We start from the raw sequence: 17,664 nt of genomic DNA, 5'->3' as shown, positions 1-17,664 counted from the left end.
CTCAGGCGGCGGGCAGCAGCTCCGACCGGTCGACGACGTCCAGGCCGTGGGCCTCTCCGACCGAGCGGTGCGTCACGTGGCCGGCCATCGTGTTGAGCCCGGCGGCGAGCGCGGGGTCGGCGGCCAGCGCCGCCGTCGCGCCGCGGTCGGCGAGGGCGGTCACGTAGCGCAGCGTCACGTTGGTCAGGGCGTAGGTGGAGGTGTTGGGCACCGCGCCGGGCATGTTGGCCACGCAGTAGAACAGGGTGTCGTGCACCGGGAAGACCGGGTCCTGGTGGGTGGTGGGACGGCTGTCCTCGAAGCACCCGCCCTGGTCCACGGCGATGTCCACCAGGACGCTGCCCGGCTTCATCCGCCCGACCATCTCGTGGGTGACCAGCTTCGGGGCCCGGGCGCCGGGCACCAGCACCGAGCCGACGACCAGGTCCGCCTCGGTCACCGCGCGCTCCACCTCGTAGGCGTTGGAGGCGACGGTGCGCAGCCGCCCGGCGTACCGGTCGTCCAGGGCGCGCAGCCGGTCCACGTCGATGTCCAGGATCGTGACCTCGGCGCCCAGGCCCACGGCCATGGCGGCCGCGTTGGTGCCGGCCACGCCCGCGCCGATCACGGTCACCTGCGCGGGGCGGACCCCGGGCACGCCGCCGAGCAGGACGCCCTTGCCGCCGCCGGTGGCGGTCAGGGCCGAGGCCCCGGCCTGCACCGACAGCCGGCCGGCCACCTCGCTCATCGGCGCCAGCAGCGGCAGCCGGCGGTCCGCGGTCTGCACGGTCTCGTAGGCGACGGCCGTGACCCCGGCGGCCAGCAGGGCGCGGGTGAGCTCCGGCTCCGCGGCCAGGTGCAGATAGGTGAACAGGACCAGGCCCTCCCGGAACCGGTGGTACTCGGAGGCGATCGGCTCCTTGACCTTCAGCACCAGGTCCGCCCGGGCCCACAGCTCGTCCGGGTCCACCACGACCTCCGCGCCCGCGGCGGCGAAGTCCTCGTCGGAGAAGCCCGAGCCGAGGCCGGCACCGGCCTCCACGAGCACCCGGTGGCCGCGGCGGCGCAGCTCGTGCACACCGGAGACCGTGATGGCCACCCGGTGCTCGTCGGTCTTCACTTCGGTGGGGACGGAGATGATCATCGAGGGCCTTCCGCAGAAAACGTAGAATGGGTCTCCCAAAACTACGATCCGACACCGTTGCCGGGGCAGAAGTCGACGATCCTTCGGCAATCGGTGCAGAACTGGACGAACCATGGAGAAGGTGACCCCGCCCACGCGGGCCGCTCCGCAGGATCGGCGGCCCCGGGACGAGCTGGACGAGCTCGACCGGCGCCTGCTCGCGCTGCTGCGGGAGAACTCCCGGGCGACCAACCAGGCGCTCAGCGAGGCCCTCGGCGTGGCCCCGTCCACCTGTCTGGCGCGGATGAAGGGTCTGCAGCGCTCGGGCGTGATCCGCCGCTTCACGGTCGAGGTGGACCCCCGGGCGCTCGGGAGCACCATCGAGGCCCTCATCAGCGTGCGCCTGCGGCCGGGGGCCCGGCACCTGATGTCCGCGTTCGGCGAGGGACTGAAGTCGGTGCCGGAGGTGTCCCAGTTCTTCTTCCTGGCGGGCTCGGACGACTTCCTGATCCACGTCACGGCGCGGGACACCGACCACATCCGCCAGTTCGTCCGCGAGCACCTGTCCTCCAACCAGGCGGTGGCGGCCACGCAGACCAGCCTGGTGTTCGAGCACGTCCAGGGGTCCGTGGAGCCCTGACCGCCCCCGAAACCCTCAGCCGCGGCGGGGCGTCCCGGTTGCGGCGCCCTGCGCACGGGCCCGCACGGCGGCGGCCGCCTCCTCGGCCACGAGGTCCGCGTTGATCGCGGCGGCCGCGCCGACCCCCGCCCCCGCCGCGGAGGAGACCATGGCCGAGAGGTCGCCGGCGTTGCCGGCCGCCCACACGCCGGGGACCTCGGTGCTGCCCATCGGGCCCGTGGCGATGAGCGCCCCCGCGGGGTGGTCGGTCAGGGTGCCGCCGAGCTGCTCGTACAGCTCGGCCCGGGCCGCGAACCGGGGCGCCACGACCAGGGCGTCCACCGGGACCTCCTGCCCGTCGTCGAGGACCACGGCGCGCAGCGCGTCCCCGTCGGTGCGCAGCCGCTGCACGGGCCCCTCGACCACCCGGACCCCGAGGGCGGAGAGCTGCTCCCAGGCGTCGGGGCCGGGATCGGGCATCCGGTGCGGGAAGAAGGTGACGTCCTCGCTGAGCTGCCGGAACAGCAGCGTCTGGTGGATGCTCATGGGTCCCGCGCCGAGCACGCCGATGCGCCGTCCGCGGACCTCCCACCCGTGGCAGTAGGGGCAGTGCAGCACGCTCCGCCCCCACAGCTCGGCCACGCCGGGCACGTCGGGCAGCTCGTCGACCAGTCCGGTGGCGAGCAGCAGCCGCCGCGCGCGCAGCACGCCGCCGCCGGCGAGACCGACCGTGAACCCCTCCTCCTCCGCCCGGGCGGTGACGGCGCGGTCCCGGAGGATCTCCGCCCCGTACTGCTCCGCCTCCCGCCGGCCGGCGGCCAGCAGCTCGAGCGGCGGGATCCCCTCCCGGCCGAGGAGGTTGTGCGCGCCGCCGGCCGGGGCGTTGCGGGGTTCGCCCGCGTCCACCACGACCACCGATCGCAGGGATCGCGCCAGGGCGACGGCGGCGCTCAGGCCGGCCGCACCGCCTCCGACGACGACGACGTCGTACGCGGAAATGCTGTTCATGGTCTGCTTCCTCTCGTGCTGGTGGTTCATGGCCGGTGCGCCGCCCAGACGAGGCGTCCGGCGCGCAGCACCAGGTCCTCCCGGTGCAGGACCGCGCCGGGGGAGTCCTCGGTGAGCAGGTGCTCGAGGGCGAGCAGGTCGTCGGCGTCCAGCCGGCCGGCGAGGACCGGGAGGGCGCGGCGGAACGAGTGGTCCGCCCAGCGCCCCGTGCCGGGCGGGGCCGGCCGCGCCTCGACGCCGAACCGGCGCTGCCCCGCCGGCCGGAAGCCGGCCTCCTCCAGGCGGGGTCCCCAGTCGGGCACGGCGTTCCAGCGCGCCCGGGCGAGGACCTCGTGGCAGCGGCGCTCCAGGCCCGGGCGGCCGATCCCGATGTCCTCGGGCAGGAACCGCGGCAGCGCGTCCATCTCCACGACCGCCAGGAGACCGCCGGGGCGCATCCCGGCATGGAGCTCGCGCAGCAGCCGGTCCGGCGCGGCGAGCTCGTGCAGCGAGGAGGCCGCCCAGGCGAGGTCGACCGCCCCGACCCCGGGCCAGGCGGTGTCCAGATCGGCCTGCACCGTGCGGATCCGGTCGGACGGGCCCGGTGCGCCGGCCGCGGCGCGGAGCCGCTCGAGCCTCGGTGCCGACCGGTCGATCGCGACGATCTGCGCCGACGGGAAGCGGCGGGCCAGGAGCCGGCTGCCGGCGCCGGTCCCCGCGCCGATGTCCGCGACCGTGTCCGGCGTGCCGCGGACGTGCTGGCCGACCCAGTCGAGCACCTCCTCCAGCAGCGGGTCCAGGATCTCGGCGTCCAGCTCGAGCAGCTCGGCCAGTCCGTCGTCGTCGTGCTGCTCGGGGTGGGTGTGGTGCCCCGCCGTCGGGTGCGGGGAGTCGTGCGGTGTCATGCCTCCACGGTAGGCGGAGAATGCCTTTGAGGCATACACTCTTGCTCATGACGCAAGAACTCGACCTGGACGCCGTGATCCGTCGCCGCATCCGCGGTCTCCGGCTGGCGCGCGGCTGGTCCCTGGACGCGCTCGCGGCCCGGTGCCACCTCAGCCCGTCCACGCTGAGCCGGCTCGAGACCGGGCACCGCAGAATCGCTCTCGACCAGCTGGTGCCCATCGCCCGGGCCCTCGACACCTCGCTCGACCAGCTGGTCGAGTCCCCCGAGGACGAGGACGTGGTGATTCGCCCGCAGCCCAGCAGCACGCCGGGGCTGACCATGTGGCTGCTGTCCTCCGAGCGGGCCCTGCACGGGATGACCGTGGCCAAGATGCGCATCCTGCCGGGCCCGCCCCCCGCACCGGACCGGCTGGCGGTGCACCCGGGCCGGGACTGGTTCACCGTGCTCTCCGGGACCGCCCGCCTGCACCTGGGCGAGCGGGTCGTGGTGGTCGAGGCCGGTCAGGCGGCGCAGTTCTCCACGATGGTCCCGCACGCCATCATGGCGCAGGGCGGGCCGGTGGAGATCCTCACCGTGCTCGACCACGACGGCGAGCGCGCCCACCTGCACGCGGACGAGCCTGCCGAGGATCGGAGGGTGCGGGCGCCGGCCGACCGCCCGGCACCCGGCCGGGACGGACCCGACCCGGCCGGGTGAGGTGCGGCCGGGGCCGGGGCCGGGGTGCCCGGGCGGCGGGCCGCTCGGCTCAGGCGCCCGGTGCCGCCGGCGCCGTCTCGGCGCGCCCCGACCGCCCGCGCCGCGCGGCCGGACCGGCCGGGCCCGGGAACTGCGGGATCAGCGCCACGGACCCGGCGGCGACCAGGGCCACGGCGGCGAAGACGATGAAGTTCCACTGGAACGGCAGGGCCATCGAGCCGATCCAGCCGCCGATGAGCGGGCCCGAGATCGCGCCGATGCGGGCGAAGGACAGGGCCCATCCGGTGGCGGTGGCGCGGGAGTGGGCGGGGTAGTACTCGGCCACCCAGCCGGTGAGCACCAGCGAGGTGGAGATCGAGCCGATGCCGGCCAGGGCCACGAACACGTAGTTGACCACGATGCTGTTGGGGAACATCAGCAGCAGGATCCCCGCCCCGCCCAGCAGGTAGAAGACCACCAGGATCAGCTTCTTGCCGTAGGCGTCCGCGGCGCGGCCCAGGGCGATGCCGCCGGCGGCGGAGGCGAGGCTGAAGACCACCAGGAACGTCAGGGCCGGGCCGAGCTCGTAGCCGGCCGAGCGCATGATCGAGGGCAGCCACGTGTTGAGGCCGTAGACCAGGACCATGCCGCAGAACAGGGAGACCCAGAAGAACACCGTGGCGGTCAGGTAGCCGCCGGAGAACATCGCCGCCAAGGACTGCTTCCAGCCCACGGACCGCGCCTTCGCCTCCTCGGAGCGCACCGGCGTCCAGTCGCCCTCGACGAACGGGGCCACGTGCAGCCGCTCCGCCAGGCGGGCGGCCTCCTCGCGGCGGCCCTTGCCCATGAGGTACTCGAGGGACTCGGGCAGCAGCCTGGCCACCAGCGGCAGCAGGACCACGGGCAGGAACCCGACGCCGACCACCCAGCGCCAGCCCAGCGTGGGCAGCAGGACGATCGCCACGAGCGCCGCGGCCAGGATGCCGAGGGAGTAGCCGGAGTACATCACGCCGTAGTTGAAGGACCGGCGCCGCGGCGCCGAGTACTCGATGGTCAGGGCCGCGGCCACCGGGATGATCCCGCCCATGCCCAGGCCGCCGAGCAGCCGGAAGAGCCCGAAGACCTCCGGGGTCGGGGCCAGTGCGGCGCCCAGCTGCATGGTGGTGAAGATGGCCATCGAGACCAGCAGCATCCTCCGCCGGCCGATCCGGTCCGAGAGCGTGCCGATGACCATGGCCCCGATGAGCATGCCGACGAGGGCGTAGGAACCGAGGCCGCCGAGCTCCAGCGGGGTGAGGTTCCACTCCCGGTGCTCCGCGAGGGCGGGCAGCACGGCGCCGAGCACGCCGACGTCGTACCCCTCGGCCAGGATCGCGAGCCAGCAGGCGAGCAGCACCCGGTTGGTGGTCTTCGGCGGGACGGGCCACGCGGCGGTGGTGGGACTGGTCATGCGGGGAAGCCCTTCGAAAGGCGGCGGGACGCCGGGGCGCCGGGCGGGGCGCGGGCGCTCGCCGGAGTGACCGGGACCCCTCGATTCTAGGGAACGCCCGGGGCGGGGCGGTGGCGCCGGACGGGTGGCGGGGCCGGCGCGAATAATTGCCGTCCCCGCCCGGTTGTACAGTCGAACAGGCGCCGCCCGCCCGAGGGCGCGCCGTCCCCGCCTCGATCCAGGACCGTGAGATGACCTGTGCCCTGCCGTCCGTCCGGACGCCCCCGACCGTCCCGCCCGTCTCCGCCGGGGGCGACGACGACGCCCGCTGCCTCGGGGTGGACATCGGCGGAACGACCATCAAGTACGCGGTGGTGGACCCGGTCCGCGGCACCACCGTGGGCCCGGTGCGCCGGGTGCCCACGCCCGCGCCGGCCACCCCGGCCGCGGTGGTGGCCGTCCTGCGCGGGGTCCTGGAGAAGCTGGAGCGCGAGCCCGGGCCGGGCGGGCCCCTGGCCGGGGTCGGTGTGGGCGTCCCAGCCATCATCGACCACGGCATCGCCCGCTCCGCCGCCCACCTCGACGACTCCTGGATCGGCACGGACGCACGGGAGCTGCTCGCCGCCGGACTGGGGCGCGAGGTCGCGGTGCTCAACGACGCCGACGCCGCCGGGCTGGCCGAGGTGCGCTTCGGCGCCGCCCGGGGCGCGACCGGGACGGTGCTGGTGATCACCCTGGGCACCGGGATCGGCTCGGCGCTGTTCCTGGACGGGGAGCTGATCCCCAACAGCGAGTTCGGCCACGTGTGGCTGGACGGCCGGGACGTGGACGGCTGGGCCGGCGCCTCCGCCCGGATGGAGGAGGCCCTGGACTGGCCGACCTACACGGACCGGCTCCAGCGCTACCTGTCCCACCTCGAGCGCCTGATCTCCCCGGATCTCATCGTCCTCGGCGGAGGCATCAGCGAACGGCACCAGGAGTTCCTGCCGCACCTGCGGCTGCGCGCCCGCGTGGCCCCCGCGCAGCTGCGCAACGCCGCCGGCATCGTCGGCGCCGGCCGCCAGGCCCACCTCGGCGCCCTGCGGGCGTCCGGCCTCGTCGGCAGCCACTGAGCCGGACCGGGGGCATCAGCCCCTGGTGTGCTCCGGCATCGGAGGCGCCGCCTCGGGCCGCAGGGTGGTCTCCCGGACGGTTTTCCGGGCGTCCAGCGGGCCGGTGCCCGCGGCGGTGGACCGCCGGTCCGGCAGCGCGCCGGGCCGCCCCCGGTCCTGCTGCTCCAGCCGGCAGAGCGCGGCGTTGTTCATGTTGATCGTGATCACGGCATCGACCCCTCGTAGCTCATGTCAGTGAATGTAGGCGCGCGGCAGGGCCGCGGCGCAGACCTCGGGGCGTTCCGTGCGTCACACTCGGCTGTGTCGCCTGTCCGCCCAAGTCAGAAAGGGGTCACGTGCTCGGGAACTGTGACTCTGTGACGCCCGGCGACGGCTGGGACGCCGGCGTCTGCAAGTTCGTGCACCGCGGCCGGCGGCCCGTGGACCGATGCGAAGGACTCTTCCTCTGTGTGACGTGGCTCTCTATCATGGGAAGGGACAGCGTGGTCGAGCACACCCGCCCGGCACCGGGACCTTCTGCAGCTCCCGATGCGCTCGCACGACTGGAGATCCCCGCCATGAGTCTTTCCGAACTGACCCCTGTTCCCGACGACACGGGACCCCTCGACGTCCTCCCCGGCATCGGCGTGGGTCCGGTCGTCGACCCGATCTCCTCCATCACCGTCTCCCACGTGGCGCGCTACCGGATGCGCACCGACCGCGCAGGGCTGAACCTGCGGGCGGGCGAGAAGGTGCTGTGCGCACCCTACGACCCGGTCGAGCTGGGCATGGTCGTCCTGGTGCGCTGCGAGGCCGACGGGTACAGCCCAGGCGCCCTGGTCCCGGCGTCCGACGTCGAGTACCTCGAACCGGCCGGCCCGTCCTTCGGCCCGTTCGTCTGGGGCACTCCCGGCGTCCGCGGCTGAACGCCGCGTCCCGCCCGCCTGCCGCCGCGCCCGTCCTCGGGCCCGCGGCGGGGCCGGTCTCCGGCTAGGCCTCGGTGAGGGCGTCCGCCTTGTGGGTCGCGCGGGCCCCGGAGCTGTCGGACTCCACGATGTAGTGCGGATCGTCCGTGCTCGCGCGGTACGTGCGTCCGTCGAGCTCGAAGTCCTCGGTCTTCTTCTCGACGACCTTCCCCTCGGTCCTGCCCTGCGGGGTGTTCCACGTGACCCTGGTGCCCTTGCTCAGACCCATCCGCTGCTCCTCTGCTCGTCGATTCCGGCGCTCGTCCGGTCCGGTGCGCGTGCGCCCCGTGACCATCGCCCGTGCGCGGTCCTCAGCCTACGGAGCGCTCCGCGCCCCGGCCAGCGCGCCGCGGGCGTTCCGCGCGTCGTCGTCGTCGTCGGCGTCCCGCTCCCCGTCGGCGGCGCGCGGGGCGGCGGGCTCGTCGGCGGTGACCATAAGGCGGCCCTCGGCGAGCGCCTCCGGCTCGACGTCCTGCTCGATCGTGGTGGCCAGCGGCTTCTCGGCGACGAAGCACAGCACGGCGGCCGCCAGCAGGCCCAGGGGCATGATCCACAGGTAGATGGGCGTCAGGGCGTCGTTGTAGGAGGTCACGATCGGGTCCTGCAGCGCCTGCGGCAGGGACGCGACCACGGCGGGGGTGAGCGAGTTGGCACCCCCGGCGCCGCCCTCGAGCGCGGCCGCCGGGACGCGCTCGGCCATCAGCTCGGCCAGCCGGCTCGCGAAGACGCTGCCGACCACTCCCGAGCCGAGGGTGGCGCCGATCTGGCGGAAGAAGTTGTTCGCCGCGGTGGCCGTGCCGACCTGGCGCAGGGGGAAGGTGTTCTGCACGATCAGCACGAGCACCTGCATGGACAGGCCGAGACCCAGGCCGAGGACTGCGATGTAGAGGCAGACGTGCCACACCCCCTGCTCGGAGGTCAGGGTGGCGAGCAGCCCCATGGCCGCGGCCACGATCACGCTGCCGGCCACCGGCAGCCACTTGTAGCGCCCGGTCCGGCTCACGGCCTGACCGGCGAGCACCGAGGTCACGAGCATCGTGCCCATCATCGGCACCATCAGCAGCCCGGACCGGGTGGCGTCGACGCCGAAGACCATCTGCAGGTAGGTGGGCAGGTAGCCGAGGGCCCCGAACATCGCCACGCCGGTGAGCAGCCCGGCGAGGGTGGTGAGGACGAAGTTGCGCTCGCGGAACAGGTGCATCGGGATGATGGGCTCGGCGGTGCGCCGCTCCACGGCCACGAACGCCGCGGCGGTCACGAGCGTCCCGGCGATCAGGCCGAGGAGCACGGGGTCGGTCCAGGCGTACTTGCCGCCGCCCCAGGTGGCGAACAGGACCAGGCAGGTTGTGGCCACGGCCAGCAGCACCATGCCGCCGATGTCCAGGCGCGGCCGGCCGCTGTGCCGGGGCAGCTTGAGGAACAGGACGGCCCCGGCCAGCGCGAGCAGCCCGAGCGGGATGTTGATCCAGAAGACCCAGCGCCAGCCGGGCCCCTCGGTGAAGAAGCCGCCGAGCAGCGGGCCGGCCACCGAGGACACCGCGAACACCCCGCCCATGACGCCCATGTACCTGCCGCGCTCCCGGGCCGGGACCACGTCGGCGATCGCGGCCTGGGAGAGGATGATCAGCCCGCCGCCGCCGAGACCCTGGATCGCGCGAGCCGCGATGAGGACCTCGATGGTGCCGGCGAGCGCGCCGACCACGGAGCCGGCCATGAACACCAGGATCGCGCCCAGGAGCAGGGGCTTGCGGCCCATCAGGTCCCCGAGCTTGCCGTACACGGGCATCATGATCGTCGAGGCCAGGATGTAGGCCGTGATCACCCACAGCATCTCGTCGACCCCGTTGAGCTCGCCCACGATCGTGGGCAGCGCCGTGCTGAGGACGGTCTGGTTCAGCGCGGCCAGCAGCATGGAGAGCATCAGGCCGACGAAGAGCAGCGCGAGGTGCCGGGAGCCGGAGCCCGGTGCGGCGCGGTGGGCGGGGGCGCGGGTCATGCGAGCTTCTCCTGGAGACGGTGGAGGAGGGTGAGCGCCGACTCGTGGTCCTCGGTCGGCAGGCCGTGCGCCGGGGAGTAGCCCTCGGCGGTGATGGCGAAGCGCAGCGGGACGCCGCCGAGCAGGACCAGCATCCGGGCGACCTCGTCCACGCGGTGCTCACCGATCCCGGCCGACCACGCGGGGTCCCGGGCCAGCAGCTCCGCGAGGGTGTGGCGCACCAGGGCCTCGGCCTCGAGCATCAGCTCGTGCCGGCGGCGGCCCAGGCTCGGGTGGTCCTGCAGCAGCCTGCGGCGCCGCTCGGCGTCCCGTCCCGCGTAGGCGCTGCGGGAGACGGCCAGCAGCAGGCGCGAGACCTGACCCAGCAGGTCGTGCTCGAGGGCGAAGCCATCCAGCAGCTCCGGGTCCAGCGAAGGGGCCCGCATGCCCAGGACCGCGTCCTCCTTGGCGGGGAAGTAGTTGAAGAAGGTCCGCGGGGAGACGCCGGCCGCCGCGGCCACGGCCTCCACCGTGGTGCCCTCGACCCCGTGCTGCACCGCGAGGGCGGCGGCCGCCTCGTGGATCGCGGACCAGGTCTCGGCCTTCTTGCGGGCGCGCAGGGTGGGAGGGAGGTCGGCATTCATGCCCAAATTTTTGCACTTCTGCAAGTTTTGCACAACTGCAATATCTGCCCGGCCCGCCCGGCGGCGCCGGGCGGGCCCTCCGGCTCAGTCCTTCAGCGGGTCGTGGCCCCAGTTCATCAGGGAGTAGCGCCACCGGGTCTCGCGCACGTCCCCGTCGGGGCGCTGGGCCAGGTGGCGGTGGACGTAGCCGACCACCTTGCGCATGTGCTCGTGGTCGGCCTCGGTGCGCTCGCCCTTCGGCTTCTGCAGGATCTCCACGATCCGCCGCCCGGAGCGGTGGCCCACCGACTCCCCGCCGTCGCCCTGGCCCACCGAGGTGGACTCGTCGGTGTCCAGCCACGTCGACAGCTGCTTTGCGGTCATGTTGACGGCCTCGTCGAAGTCCTTGCCGGTGGTGTCGTCCTGCTCGCCCATGCCCTGCTCCTCGCTCTCGGACCGGGCGGCCGCCGTGTCGCCGCGCGCCCTCGGCGCCCGGGCACCCCGGGCACGAGGCCCAACCTACCGGCGGACCGGGGTGCCGGCGAGCAGTCGCCGGTGTCGAGCGCGGTGCCGCCGGCGGGCGGGTGCGGACGCCGCACCGGGCCGGGGCTACGCCGCGACGCCCACCTGGATCAGGGTGTTCCAGGGGTCCTCGAAGCGCAGCACGGCGCCGTCGTGCCGGGTGGGGATCCTGTGGTCCGCGAGCCGGGACGCCAGGGCCGCGACGTCGTCGGCGTCCGGCAGGTCGATGTTGACCTGGCCCAGCCCCAGCGAGGCCGCCCGCGGGCCGGCCCCGGCGCTCTGCCAGGTGTTGAGCGCGATGTGGTGGTGGTAGCCGCCGGCGGCGATGAACAGGGCGGAGCCGATGTCGCTCATGACCTCGAAGCCCAGGACGTCCACGTAGAACTGCCGGCCCAGCGGGATGTCGCCCACCTGCAGGTGCACGTGTCCCAGGGTGGCCGGCGGCGCCGGGGGTCGCCCGCTCTGCTCGGCCAGGTGCTCCTGGAGGAACCCGTTCGGGTCCAGGGGGTTGGAGGCCAGGGTCAGCAGGCCGGTGGGCTCCCGCCGCCACGTGTCGCGGGGGCGGTCCGTGTAGAGCTCCACCCCGTTGCCCTCGGGGTCGTCGAAGTAGAAGGCCTGACTGTAGAGGTGGTCGGCGCTGCCGGTGAAGGAGCGGGGCGCCACGGTCGCCACGGACGCGAGCGCCGCGGCCAGGGCCGGCTCGTCGTCGAAGACCACCGCGGTGTGGAACAGGCCGGCCTGCCCGCGGCGGGCCGGCGGGAGCTCCTTGACCTGGCGCAGCCGCACGACCGTCCGGCCGTCCCGGCCCAGGACCGCGGTGTCCCCGGCGTGGGCGAGCACGTCGAGGGTGACGGCGTCCGAGTAGTAGGCGACCATCGTGTCCAGGTCGGAGACCAGCAGCTCCACCGCGCCCATCCGGGTGTCCGCGGACAGCAGGTCCTCGGCGGGGCGCTTCGTCAGGCTCTGGGGAGCGGGGTTCTGGGGAAAGATCGGCATCGCGGGGTTCTCCGTCGGCAGGGGCGGCGCATTGGTTGATATGTCCCCAAGAATAGCCTCAGAAGCTTTCCGGTGCAAGTAAATGGTGGTGCTGTGGGCTCAGAGGATGAAGATCAGGGCGGCGATCACCGCCAGGATGCCCAGGAAGACGAATCCCCACGCCTTGAGGTTGTCGGAGTCGTCCTCCTCGGGCTCTGCCGGGCGCGGCGGCCACCCGCCGGGGCCGGGCCCGAACACCGGCCCGGAGGCGCCTTGGGTGCCGGCACCAGTACCGCCCGGGCCGGGTGCCCCGGGTTCGGGGTGCTGGCCCGGGAACTGCCCGGGCGGCGGCGGGGCCGGGCTCGCGGGGCTCACCCCCCACTGGGGGTTCCCCGGTGAGCCCGCCGGAGGGGCGCCGGGCGGGGGTGTTCCCGGGCGGATGTCACCGTCCGCGGCCGGGCCGGCCGCGGAGGAGGATCCCGCGGTCGGACCCGGCGCCGGGGGAGCCGCCGGCGGCAGGGTCTCGCCCGAGAGCACGGGGCCGTCCTCGCGGTGGCCCCGCTCCGCCTCGTTCAGCAGGGTCACGAACTGCTCGAGCGGCTCGGACCCGTCGTGCTCCCGCGCCAGGAAGCGCTCGGCGCGGCGGCGCACCACCTTGTAGACGCGCCCGTCGTCGGGGATGCCCAGGTCCCGGGCGGCCCGGGCCACGGCCAGCGGGGGCTGCTCCGGCAGGGGGTTGGTGCCCCACTCCAGGAGCCCGGTCAGCAGCGGGCGCTCGAGCACGGCAGCCAGGGCCGCCCGGGCGCCCGGCACCCGGGTCAGCTCCAGCAGCCCGCTCGGCGGCGCGGACGGGCACCCCGGCACGTCGCTGGGCAGCCGGGCGGCGCGCTCCAGCCAGAAGGTGTCGCCGAAGAGGGTGGCGAGCAGCACGGCGGCGGCGAGCCGGTCGTCGCTCGGGGCGGCGTCCTCCGGGAGGCCCTGCTCCCAGTGCGTGCCGAGGGCGCGGCGGGCGGGCTCACCGGCCAGCCGGACGCGCAGCTGCGCGTCCTCCGGGCCGCGGGCGGTCTCCGCGGGGCGCTCCACCGCGTGCCGCACCTGGGGGTCGAGCTCGGGGTCCATGGGCCACCTCTCCGTCGTCGTCCTGCGTCCATGCTCTCAGAACGTGCTGGACGGCGGCGGGGAGCCGACGGTGAGGCGGGCGGGGGGCCGCCCCGGGCTCAGGCGGGGAGCAGACCGCGCAGCTGCCCGGCGGCGGTGCGGGGATCGGGGGCCTCGGTGACGGCGCGGACGACGACGACGCCGCGCGCCCCGGCCTCCAGCACCTGCGGGAGCCGCGTCTCGTCGATGCCGCCGATGGCGAACCACGGCACGGGCAGGACCTCCGGGTCCGCGTCCAGCCGGGCCTCCGTCAGCTCGGCGACCGCGCGGACGAACTCCAGCCCGGTGGCCGGGCGCCCCGGCTTGGTGGGCGTGGCCCAGACGGGGCCGGTGCAGAAGTAGTCGACGTCCGAATCCTCCAGCGCCGCCGTGGCCTGTCCGAGGTCGTGGGTGGAGCGCCCGATCAGCACGTCGGGGCCCAGGAGCCGCCGGGCCTGGGCGGGGCTGAGGTCGTGCTGGCCCACGTGGAAGACGTCGGCGCCCACGAGCGTGGCGATGTCGGCGCGGTCGTTGACCGCGAACAGGGTGTCGTACTCGGCGGCCACCCGGCCCAGCAGCTCCAGCGCGGCGATCTCCTCGTCCGCGTCGATGCTCTTGTCCCGCAGCTGGACGACGTCAGCGCCGCCGGCACAGACGGCGTGCAGGAAGTCCTCGAGGTCGCCCCGGTCCCGGCGGGCGTCCGTGCACACGTACAGCCGGGCGGCGAGGAGTCTGGCCGTCCGGGTCTCTCGCAGGGAGGACTCGGCGGGGGCGGAGGCATCACGGGTAGGCTGGGTCACACGCTGATGATAGGTCAGCGGTTCTGCGGGAGCCCCACCGGGGGCTGAGAGGGCGTCCAGCGCCGACCGCCACACCTGATGCGGGTCATGCCGCCGGAGGAAAGGACGTTCCCTGTGACTGCCGCGCACCCCGCCCCCACGACCGCGCCCCACCCGCTGGTCGACCGGCCCGAGCACGTCCGCGCCGACGTCGCCGTCGTCGGCGCCGGGGTGATCGGCCTGGCCACCGCCTGGGAGCTGCGCCGCCGCGGCCGCTCGGTGGTCGTGGTGGACCCCGAGCCGGGCTCCGGCGCCAGCCGCGCCGCGGCCGGGATGCTCGCCCCGGTGAGCGAGGTCCAGTACCAGCAGGAGCCCCTGTACCCCCTCATGACCGCCTCGGCCGCCGAGTACCCGGCGTTCGTGGCCGCCCTCGAGCAGGCCGCCGGCGGGACGGTGGGCCACCGGGCCACCGAGACCCTCGTGTGCGGCGTGGACGCCGCCGACCGGCAGGCCCTGACGGACCTCCGCGAGCTGCAGGGGCGCCACGGCATGACCGTGGAGCAGCTGACCCTGCGCGCCGCCCGCACCCTCGAGCCGGCCCTGAGCCCGCGGCTGTCCGCCGCGCTGCGGATCCCCGACGACCACCAGGTGGACCCGCGCCGCCTCGTGGCGGGGCTGCTCGCGGCCCTCGTCGCCCCGGAGCTCCCGGAGCTCCCGGAGCCCGCCGGGCCCTCGCAGGCCCCCGGGGTCCCGCCCGTGCGCGACGGCGGACCGGCCCGCCTCGTCCACGGGCTCGCCACGGGGCTGCGCCGCCACGCCGAGGGCGCGGCGACGGGCGTCCGCCTGGCCGGCGGCGGGATGGTCTCCGCGACCTGGACGGTCCTCGCCCCGGGCGCCGGGCTCGGCGAGCTCGAGGGGCTGCCGGAGGACTGGCACCCGCCGCTGCGGCCGGTGCACGGGGACATCCTGCGCGCCCGGGTCCCCGCCGGGGCGCCGGAGCTGCTCGAGCGCACCGTCCGCGGCCTGGTGCACGGGGTGCCCGTCTACCTGGTGCCCCGCGCCGACGGGACCGTGGTGATCGGGGCGACCTCCCGCGAGGACGACCTGAGCGGCCCCAGCGCCGGCGGCGTGTTCCGGCTGCTGCGCGACGCCCAGGCGCTCGTGCCCGGCGTCGCCGACCTCGAGCTGATCGAGGTGCTGGCCCGCGCCCGGCCCGGCACCCCGGACGACATCCCGTACCTCGGCCGGGTCCGCGACCCGGACGGCTCGCCGGTGCCGGGGCTCGTGGTCTCCACCGGCTACTTCCGCCACGGCGTCCTGCTCGCCCCGCTGGCCGCCCGGCTCGCCGCGCAGCTGGTGGCCGGCGGGTCCGGAGCCGATCCGGCCGCCGACGCCGAGCACCTCGCCACCACCGACCCGCACCGCTTCGACCGCCCCGTCGAGGCCCGTCCAGGGGATCCCGCGCCGGCCGCCGCCGGGCCCGGGCCCCGGAGCAGGAGCACCCGATGACCGCCATCACCCTCAACGGCCGCCCGCACCGCGTGGCGGCGGAGGCGACCGTCGTCGACCTCGTCGCCGAGACCGTCGGCCGGGCCCTGGGGCCCGACGGCGCCCCGCTGGACGGCGGGCGCCTCGGCGTGGCCGTCGCCGTGGACGCCGCGGTCGTGCCCCGCAGCCGCTGGCGGCGGACCCCCGTGGCGGAGGGCCAGTCGATCGAGATCATCACCGCCGTCCAGGGAGGCTGACGTGACCGTCCCGCACCCCGACCCGCACCGCGACCCGCTCGTGCTCGACGGCACGGAGCTGGGCTCCCGGCTGATCATGGGCACCGGCGGCCTGAGCTCGCTGCACACCCTCGAGCAGGCGCTGCTGGCCTCCGGCACCGAGCTGACCACCGTGGCCCTGCGCCGCTACGCCCCCGGCCAGGGCGACTCCCTCTTCGCGCTGCTCGAGCGCAACGACATCCGGATCCTGCCCAACACCGCCGGGTGCTACACCGCCCGGGACGCGCTGCTGACCGCCGAGCTCGGCCGGGAGGCCCTCGAGACCGACTGGGTCAAGCTCGAGGTGATCGCGGACGAGGACACCCTGCTGCCCGACGTCGTGGAGCTCCTCGACGCCACCGAGCAGCTCGTGGCCCGCGGCTTCAAGGTCTTCGCCTACACCTCCGACGACCCGGCCGTCGCCCGCCGCCTCGAGGACCTCGGCGCGGCCGCGGTGATGCCCCTGGGGGCTCCCATCGGCACCGGGCTGGGCATCCTCAACCCGCACAACATCGAGCTCATCGCCTCCCGGGCCTCCGTGCCCGTGGTGCTCGACGCCGGGATCGGCACCGCCTCCGAGGCCGCCCTGGCCATGGAGCTGGGCTGCGACGCCGTGCTGCTGGCCAGCGCCGTCACCCGCGCCCAGGACCCGGTGGCGATGGCCACCGCGATGCGCCACGCCGTGCTCGCCGGCCGGCTCGCCGCCGGCGCCGGGCGCATCCCGGCCCGCCGCCACGCCCAGGCGTCCTCGCCGATGGCCGGGCGGATCGACGCGGACGCCGCCGGGGCCGGACCGGCTGACGGGCCGGCCGCCCGCCCGGCGGACGTGCCGCGCGGGGACTGGGCGCCCGTGGGGGAGCGGCCGTGAGCCCGCTGCCCCCGCTCGTGGAGCCCGGCCCCGGGCTGACCCGCGAGGAGCTCGAGCGATACGCCCGGCACCTGACCCTGCCCGGGATCGGGCCCCTCGGCCAGCGGCGGCTGCGGAACGCCCGCGTGCTCGTCATCGGTGCCGGGGGACTCGGGTCCCCCGCCCTGCAGTACCTCGCCGCGGCCGGGGTGGGGACCCTCGGGATCGTCGACGACGACGTCGTGGCGGTCTCCAACCTGCAGCGCCAGGTGGTGCACACCACCGCCGACGTCGGCCGCCCCAAGGCCGTCTCCGCCGCCGAGGCCGTCACCGCGCTCAACCCGCTGGTGGAGGTCCGCACCCACCCCGTCCGGCTGGACGCGGACAACGCCGTGGACATCGTCGGCCGGTACGACCTGGTCCTGGACGGCGCCGACAACTTCGCGACCCGGTACGTGGTCAGCGACGCCGCCGCCCTGACCGGCACGCCCTGCGTCTGGGGCTCCATCCTGCGCTTCGAGGGCCAGGTCAGCGTGTTCTGGGCCGGGCACGGACCCACCTACCGGGACCTCTACCCCGAGGCCCCGCCGGACGGGGAGGTGCCCAGCTGCGCCGAGGGCGGGGTCTTCGGCATGCTCCCCGCGACCGTCGGCGCGGTCATGGTCACCGAGGCCGTCAAGCTCGTCACCGGCACCGGGGAGCCCCTGCTCGGGCGGGTGCTGCTGCACGACGCGCTCGCGATGACCTGGCGCGAGATGCGCCTGGACCCGGATCCCGGCGCCGCCCCGGTCACCGCGGTCGCCGCGCCCGAGGCCGTGTGCGCGCTGCCCGGGGCGGGTCCCTCCGAGACCGTCGCGGCGGCTGAGCTGGCCCGGCTGCTGGAGCACCGGGAGCGCGGGGAGGCGACCTTCGCCCTGGTGGACGTGCGCGAGGACTGGGAGCGGGAGCTCGTGGCCATCGACGGCGCCGTGCCCGTGCCGCTGCAGGAGATCCTGGACCGCGGCGCGGACGCACTGCCCCGGGAGGCCCGCGGCGCGGACCTCGTGCTGCACTGCAAGGCCGGGGCCCGCTCCGCGACGGCGCTCGCCGCGCTGCGGCCGTTCTTCGCCGGGCGGGAGGAACGGGTCCGGCACCTCGAGGGCGGGGTGCTGGCCTGGGTGGCGCAGGTGGAGCCGGACAAGCCGGTCTACTGAGCCGGTCGGCGCCCCGGCCCCGTTCTCCCCCGCCCCTCTTCCGTCCGGGGCGGAGGGCGTGCCGCGCCGGAGCCG

20 protein-coding genes and 1 riboswitch are annotated in these 17,664 nt (G+C 75.2%); of the genes, 8 read left to right on the top strand and 12 right to left on the bottom strand.

The annotated features are described in order from the left end of the window. Position 1: 1 nt before the first annotated feature. A complete protein-coding gene (ald, locus tag RF640_RS03075) occupies positions 2–1,123 on the bottom strand; it encodes an alanine dehydrogenase (RefSeq protein ID WP_368826551.1) in 1,122 nt (373 codons plus the stop codon). 112 nt (positions 1,124–1,235) lie between these two features. Between ald and RF640_RS03070 the strand changes: the two genes are divergently transcribed. Further along, positions 1,236–1,742, top strand: coding sequence for an Lrp/AsnC family transcriptional regulator (locus RF640_RS03070; RefSeq protein ID WP_035930346.1), 507 nt, complete (start codon positions 1,236–1,238; stop codon positions 1,740–1,742). Between the two features lie 15 nt (positions 1,743–1,757). On the opposite strand, the gene RF640_RS03065 is transcribed toward RF640_RS03070, so the two are convergent. Together RF640_RS03065 and RF640_RS03060 are read right to left on the bottom strand one after the other, a co-directional pair. After that, positions 1,758–2,729 (bottom strand): NAD(P)/FAD-dependent oxidoreductase, encoded by a 972-nt coding sequence (locus RF640_RS03065; protein ID WP_368826549.1) that lies wholly within the window; start codon positions 2,727–2,729, stop codon positions 1,758–1,760. A 26-nt stretch (positions 2,730–2,755) separates the two neighbouring features. Continuing rightward, positions 2,756–3,613, bottom strand: coding sequence for a trans-aconitate 2-methyltransferase (locus RF640_RS03060; RefSeq protein WP_176337178.1), 858 nt, complete (start codon positions 3,611–3,613; stop codon positions 2,756–2,758). A 47-nt stretch (positions 3,614–3,660) separates the two neighbouring features. Here RF640_RS03060 and RF640_RS03055 point away from each other — a divergent pair, with 47 nt between their 5' ends. Continuing rightward, positions 3,661–4,311, top strand: coding sequence for a helix-turn-helix domain-containing protein (locus RF640_RS03055; protein ID WP_368826547.1), 651 nt, complete (start codon positions 3,661–3,663; stop codon positions 4,309–4,311). Positions 4,312–4,360: 49 nt separating this feature from the next. Here RF640_RS03055 and RF640_RS03050 read toward each other — a convergent pair whose 3' ends face one another. Continuing rightward, on the bottom strand, positions 4,361–5,740 hold the full coding sequence (locus tag RF640_RS03050) for an MFS transporter (RefSeq protein WP_035930331.1): 1,380 nt from the start codon (positions 5,738–5,740) through the stop codon (positions 4,361–4,363). 230 nt (positions 5,741–5,970) lie between these two features. Between RF640_RS03050 and ppgK the strand changes: the two genes are divergently transcribed. After that, positions 5,971–6,831: a polyphosphate--glucose phosphotransferase gene (ppgK, locus tag RF640_RS03045; RefSeq protein WP_035930328.1), complete on the top strand. Its 861-nt coding sequence runs from the start codon at positions 5,971–5,973 to the stop codon at positions 6,829–6,831. A 15-nt stretch (positions 6,832–6,846) separates the two neighbouring features. Here the strand turns inward: ppgK and RF640_RS03040 are convergent, their stop codons facing one another. Then, entirely contained in the window at positions 6,847–7,038 is a 192-nt protein-coding gene (locus tag RF640_RS03040; protein ID WP_035930325.1) for a hypothetical protein, read from the bottom strand. A gap of 350 nt (positions 7,039–7,388) precedes the next feature. Between RF640_RS03040 and RF640_RS03035 the strand changes: the two genes are divergently transcribed. Further along, positions 7,389–7,736, top strand: a complete 348-nt coding sequence (locus tag RF640_RS03035; protein ID WP_035930322.1) for a hypothetical protein — start codon at positions 7,389–7,391, stop codon at positions 7,734–7,736. Between the two features lie 64 nt (positions 7,737–7,800). Here the strand turns inward: RF640_RS03035 and RF640_RS03030 are convergent, their stop codons facing one another. The 7 genes from RF640_RS03030 to thiE form a co-directional block, all read right to left on the bottom strand. Continuing rightward, positions 7,801–8,004, bottom strand: coding sequence for a DUF2945 domain-containing protein (locus tag RF640_RS03030; protein ID WP_133411606.1), 204 nt, complete (start codon positions 8,002–8,004; stop codon positions 7,801–7,803). Positions 8,005–8,091: 87 nt separating this feature from the next. Then, a complete protein-coding gene (locus tag RF640_RS03025; protein ID WP_081994567.1) occupies positions 8,092–9,771 on the bottom strand; it encodes an MDR family MFS transporter in 1,680 nt (559 codons plus the stop codon). Next, the gene (locus RF640_RS03020; RefSeq protein ID WP_052133089.1) at positions 9,768–10,394 is read right to left on the bottom strand and encodes a TetR family transcriptional regulator; all 627 of its coding nucleotides are present in this window, start codon (positions 10,392–10,394) and stop codon (positions 9,768–9,770) included. Before RF640_RS03020 ends, RF640_RS03025 begins: the two co-directional genes overlap by 4 nt. A gap of 84 nt (positions 10,395–10,478) precedes the next feature. After that, positions 10,479–10,808 (bottom strand): DUF3140 domain-containing protein, encoded by a 330-nt coding sequence (locus RF640_RS03015; RefSeq protein ID WP_035929510.1) that lies wholly within the window; start codon positions 10,806–10,808, stop codon positions 10,479–10,481. A 174-nt stretch (positions 10,809–10,982) separates the two neighbouring features. After that, positions 10,983–11,891: a VOC family protein gene (locus tag RF640_RS03010; RefSeq protein WP_229588604.1), complete on the bottom strand. Its 909-nt coding sequence runs from the start codon at positions 11,889–11,891 to the stop codon at positions 10,983–10,985. Between the two features lie 99 nt (positions 11,892–11,990). Continuing rightward, entirely contained in the window at positions 11,991–12,989 is a 999-nt protein-coding gene (locus tag RF640_RS03005) for a hypothetical protein (protein ID WP_176337181.1), read from the bottom strand. 98 nt (positions 12,990–13,087) lie between these two features. Beyond that, on the bottom strand, positions 13,088–13,717 hold the full coding sequence (thiE, locus tag RF640_RS03000; RefSeq protein WP_368826591.1) for a thiamine phosphate synthase: 630 nt from the start codon (positions 13,715–13,717) through the stop codon (positions 13,088–13,090). Positions 13,718–13,822: 105 nt separating this feature from the next. Further along, positions 13,823–13,926: riboswitch (TPP riboswitch) on the top strand. Here thiE and RF640_RS02995 point away from each other — a divergent pair. The 4 genes from RF640_RS02995 (at position 13,922) to moeB (ending at position 17,589) form a co-directional block, all read left to right on the top strand. Then, on the top strand, positions 13,922–15,295 hold the full coding sequence (locus RF640_RS02995; RefSeq protein WP_368826542.1) for an FAD-dependent oxidoreductase: 1,374 nt from the start codon (positions 13,922–13,924) through the stop codon (positions 15,293–15,295). Its footprint overlaps the riboswitch before it by 5 nt. Continuing rightward, positions 15,292–15,531, top strand: a complete 240-nt coding sequence (gene thiS, locus RF640_RS02990) for a sulfur carrier protein ThiS (protein ID WP_109244369.1) — start codon at positions 15,292–15,294, stop codon at positions 15,529–15,531. The genes RF640_RS02995 and thiS overlap by 4 nt, the downstream gene beginning before the upstream one ends. Before the next feature lies 1 nt (position 15,532). Further along, a complete protein-coding gene (locus tag RF640_RS02985; protein ID WP_368826540.1) occupies positions 15,533–16,417 on the top strand; it encodes a thiazole synthase in 885 nt (294 codons plus the stop codon). Beyond that, positions 16,414–17,589: a molybdopterin-synthase adenylyltransferase MoeB gene (gene moeB, locus RF640_RS02980; protein WP_368826539.1), complete on the top strand. Its 1,176-nt coding sequence runs from the start codon at positions 16,414–16,416 to the stop codon at positions 17,587–17,589. The genes RF640_RS02985 and moeB overlap by 4 nt, the downstream gene beginning before the upstream one ends. Positions 17,590–17,664 lie beyond the last annotated feature (75 nt).

It is taken from the genome of Kocuria sp. CPCC 205231, from assembly GCF_040980965.1.
Classification (GTDB): domain Bacteria; phylum Actinomycetota; class Actinomycetes; order Actinomycetales; family Micrococcaceae; genus Kocuria; species Kocuria rosea.
Note: the sequence above shows the minus strand (reverse complement) of the source record. Positions and strands in the feature narration are given on the sequence as shown.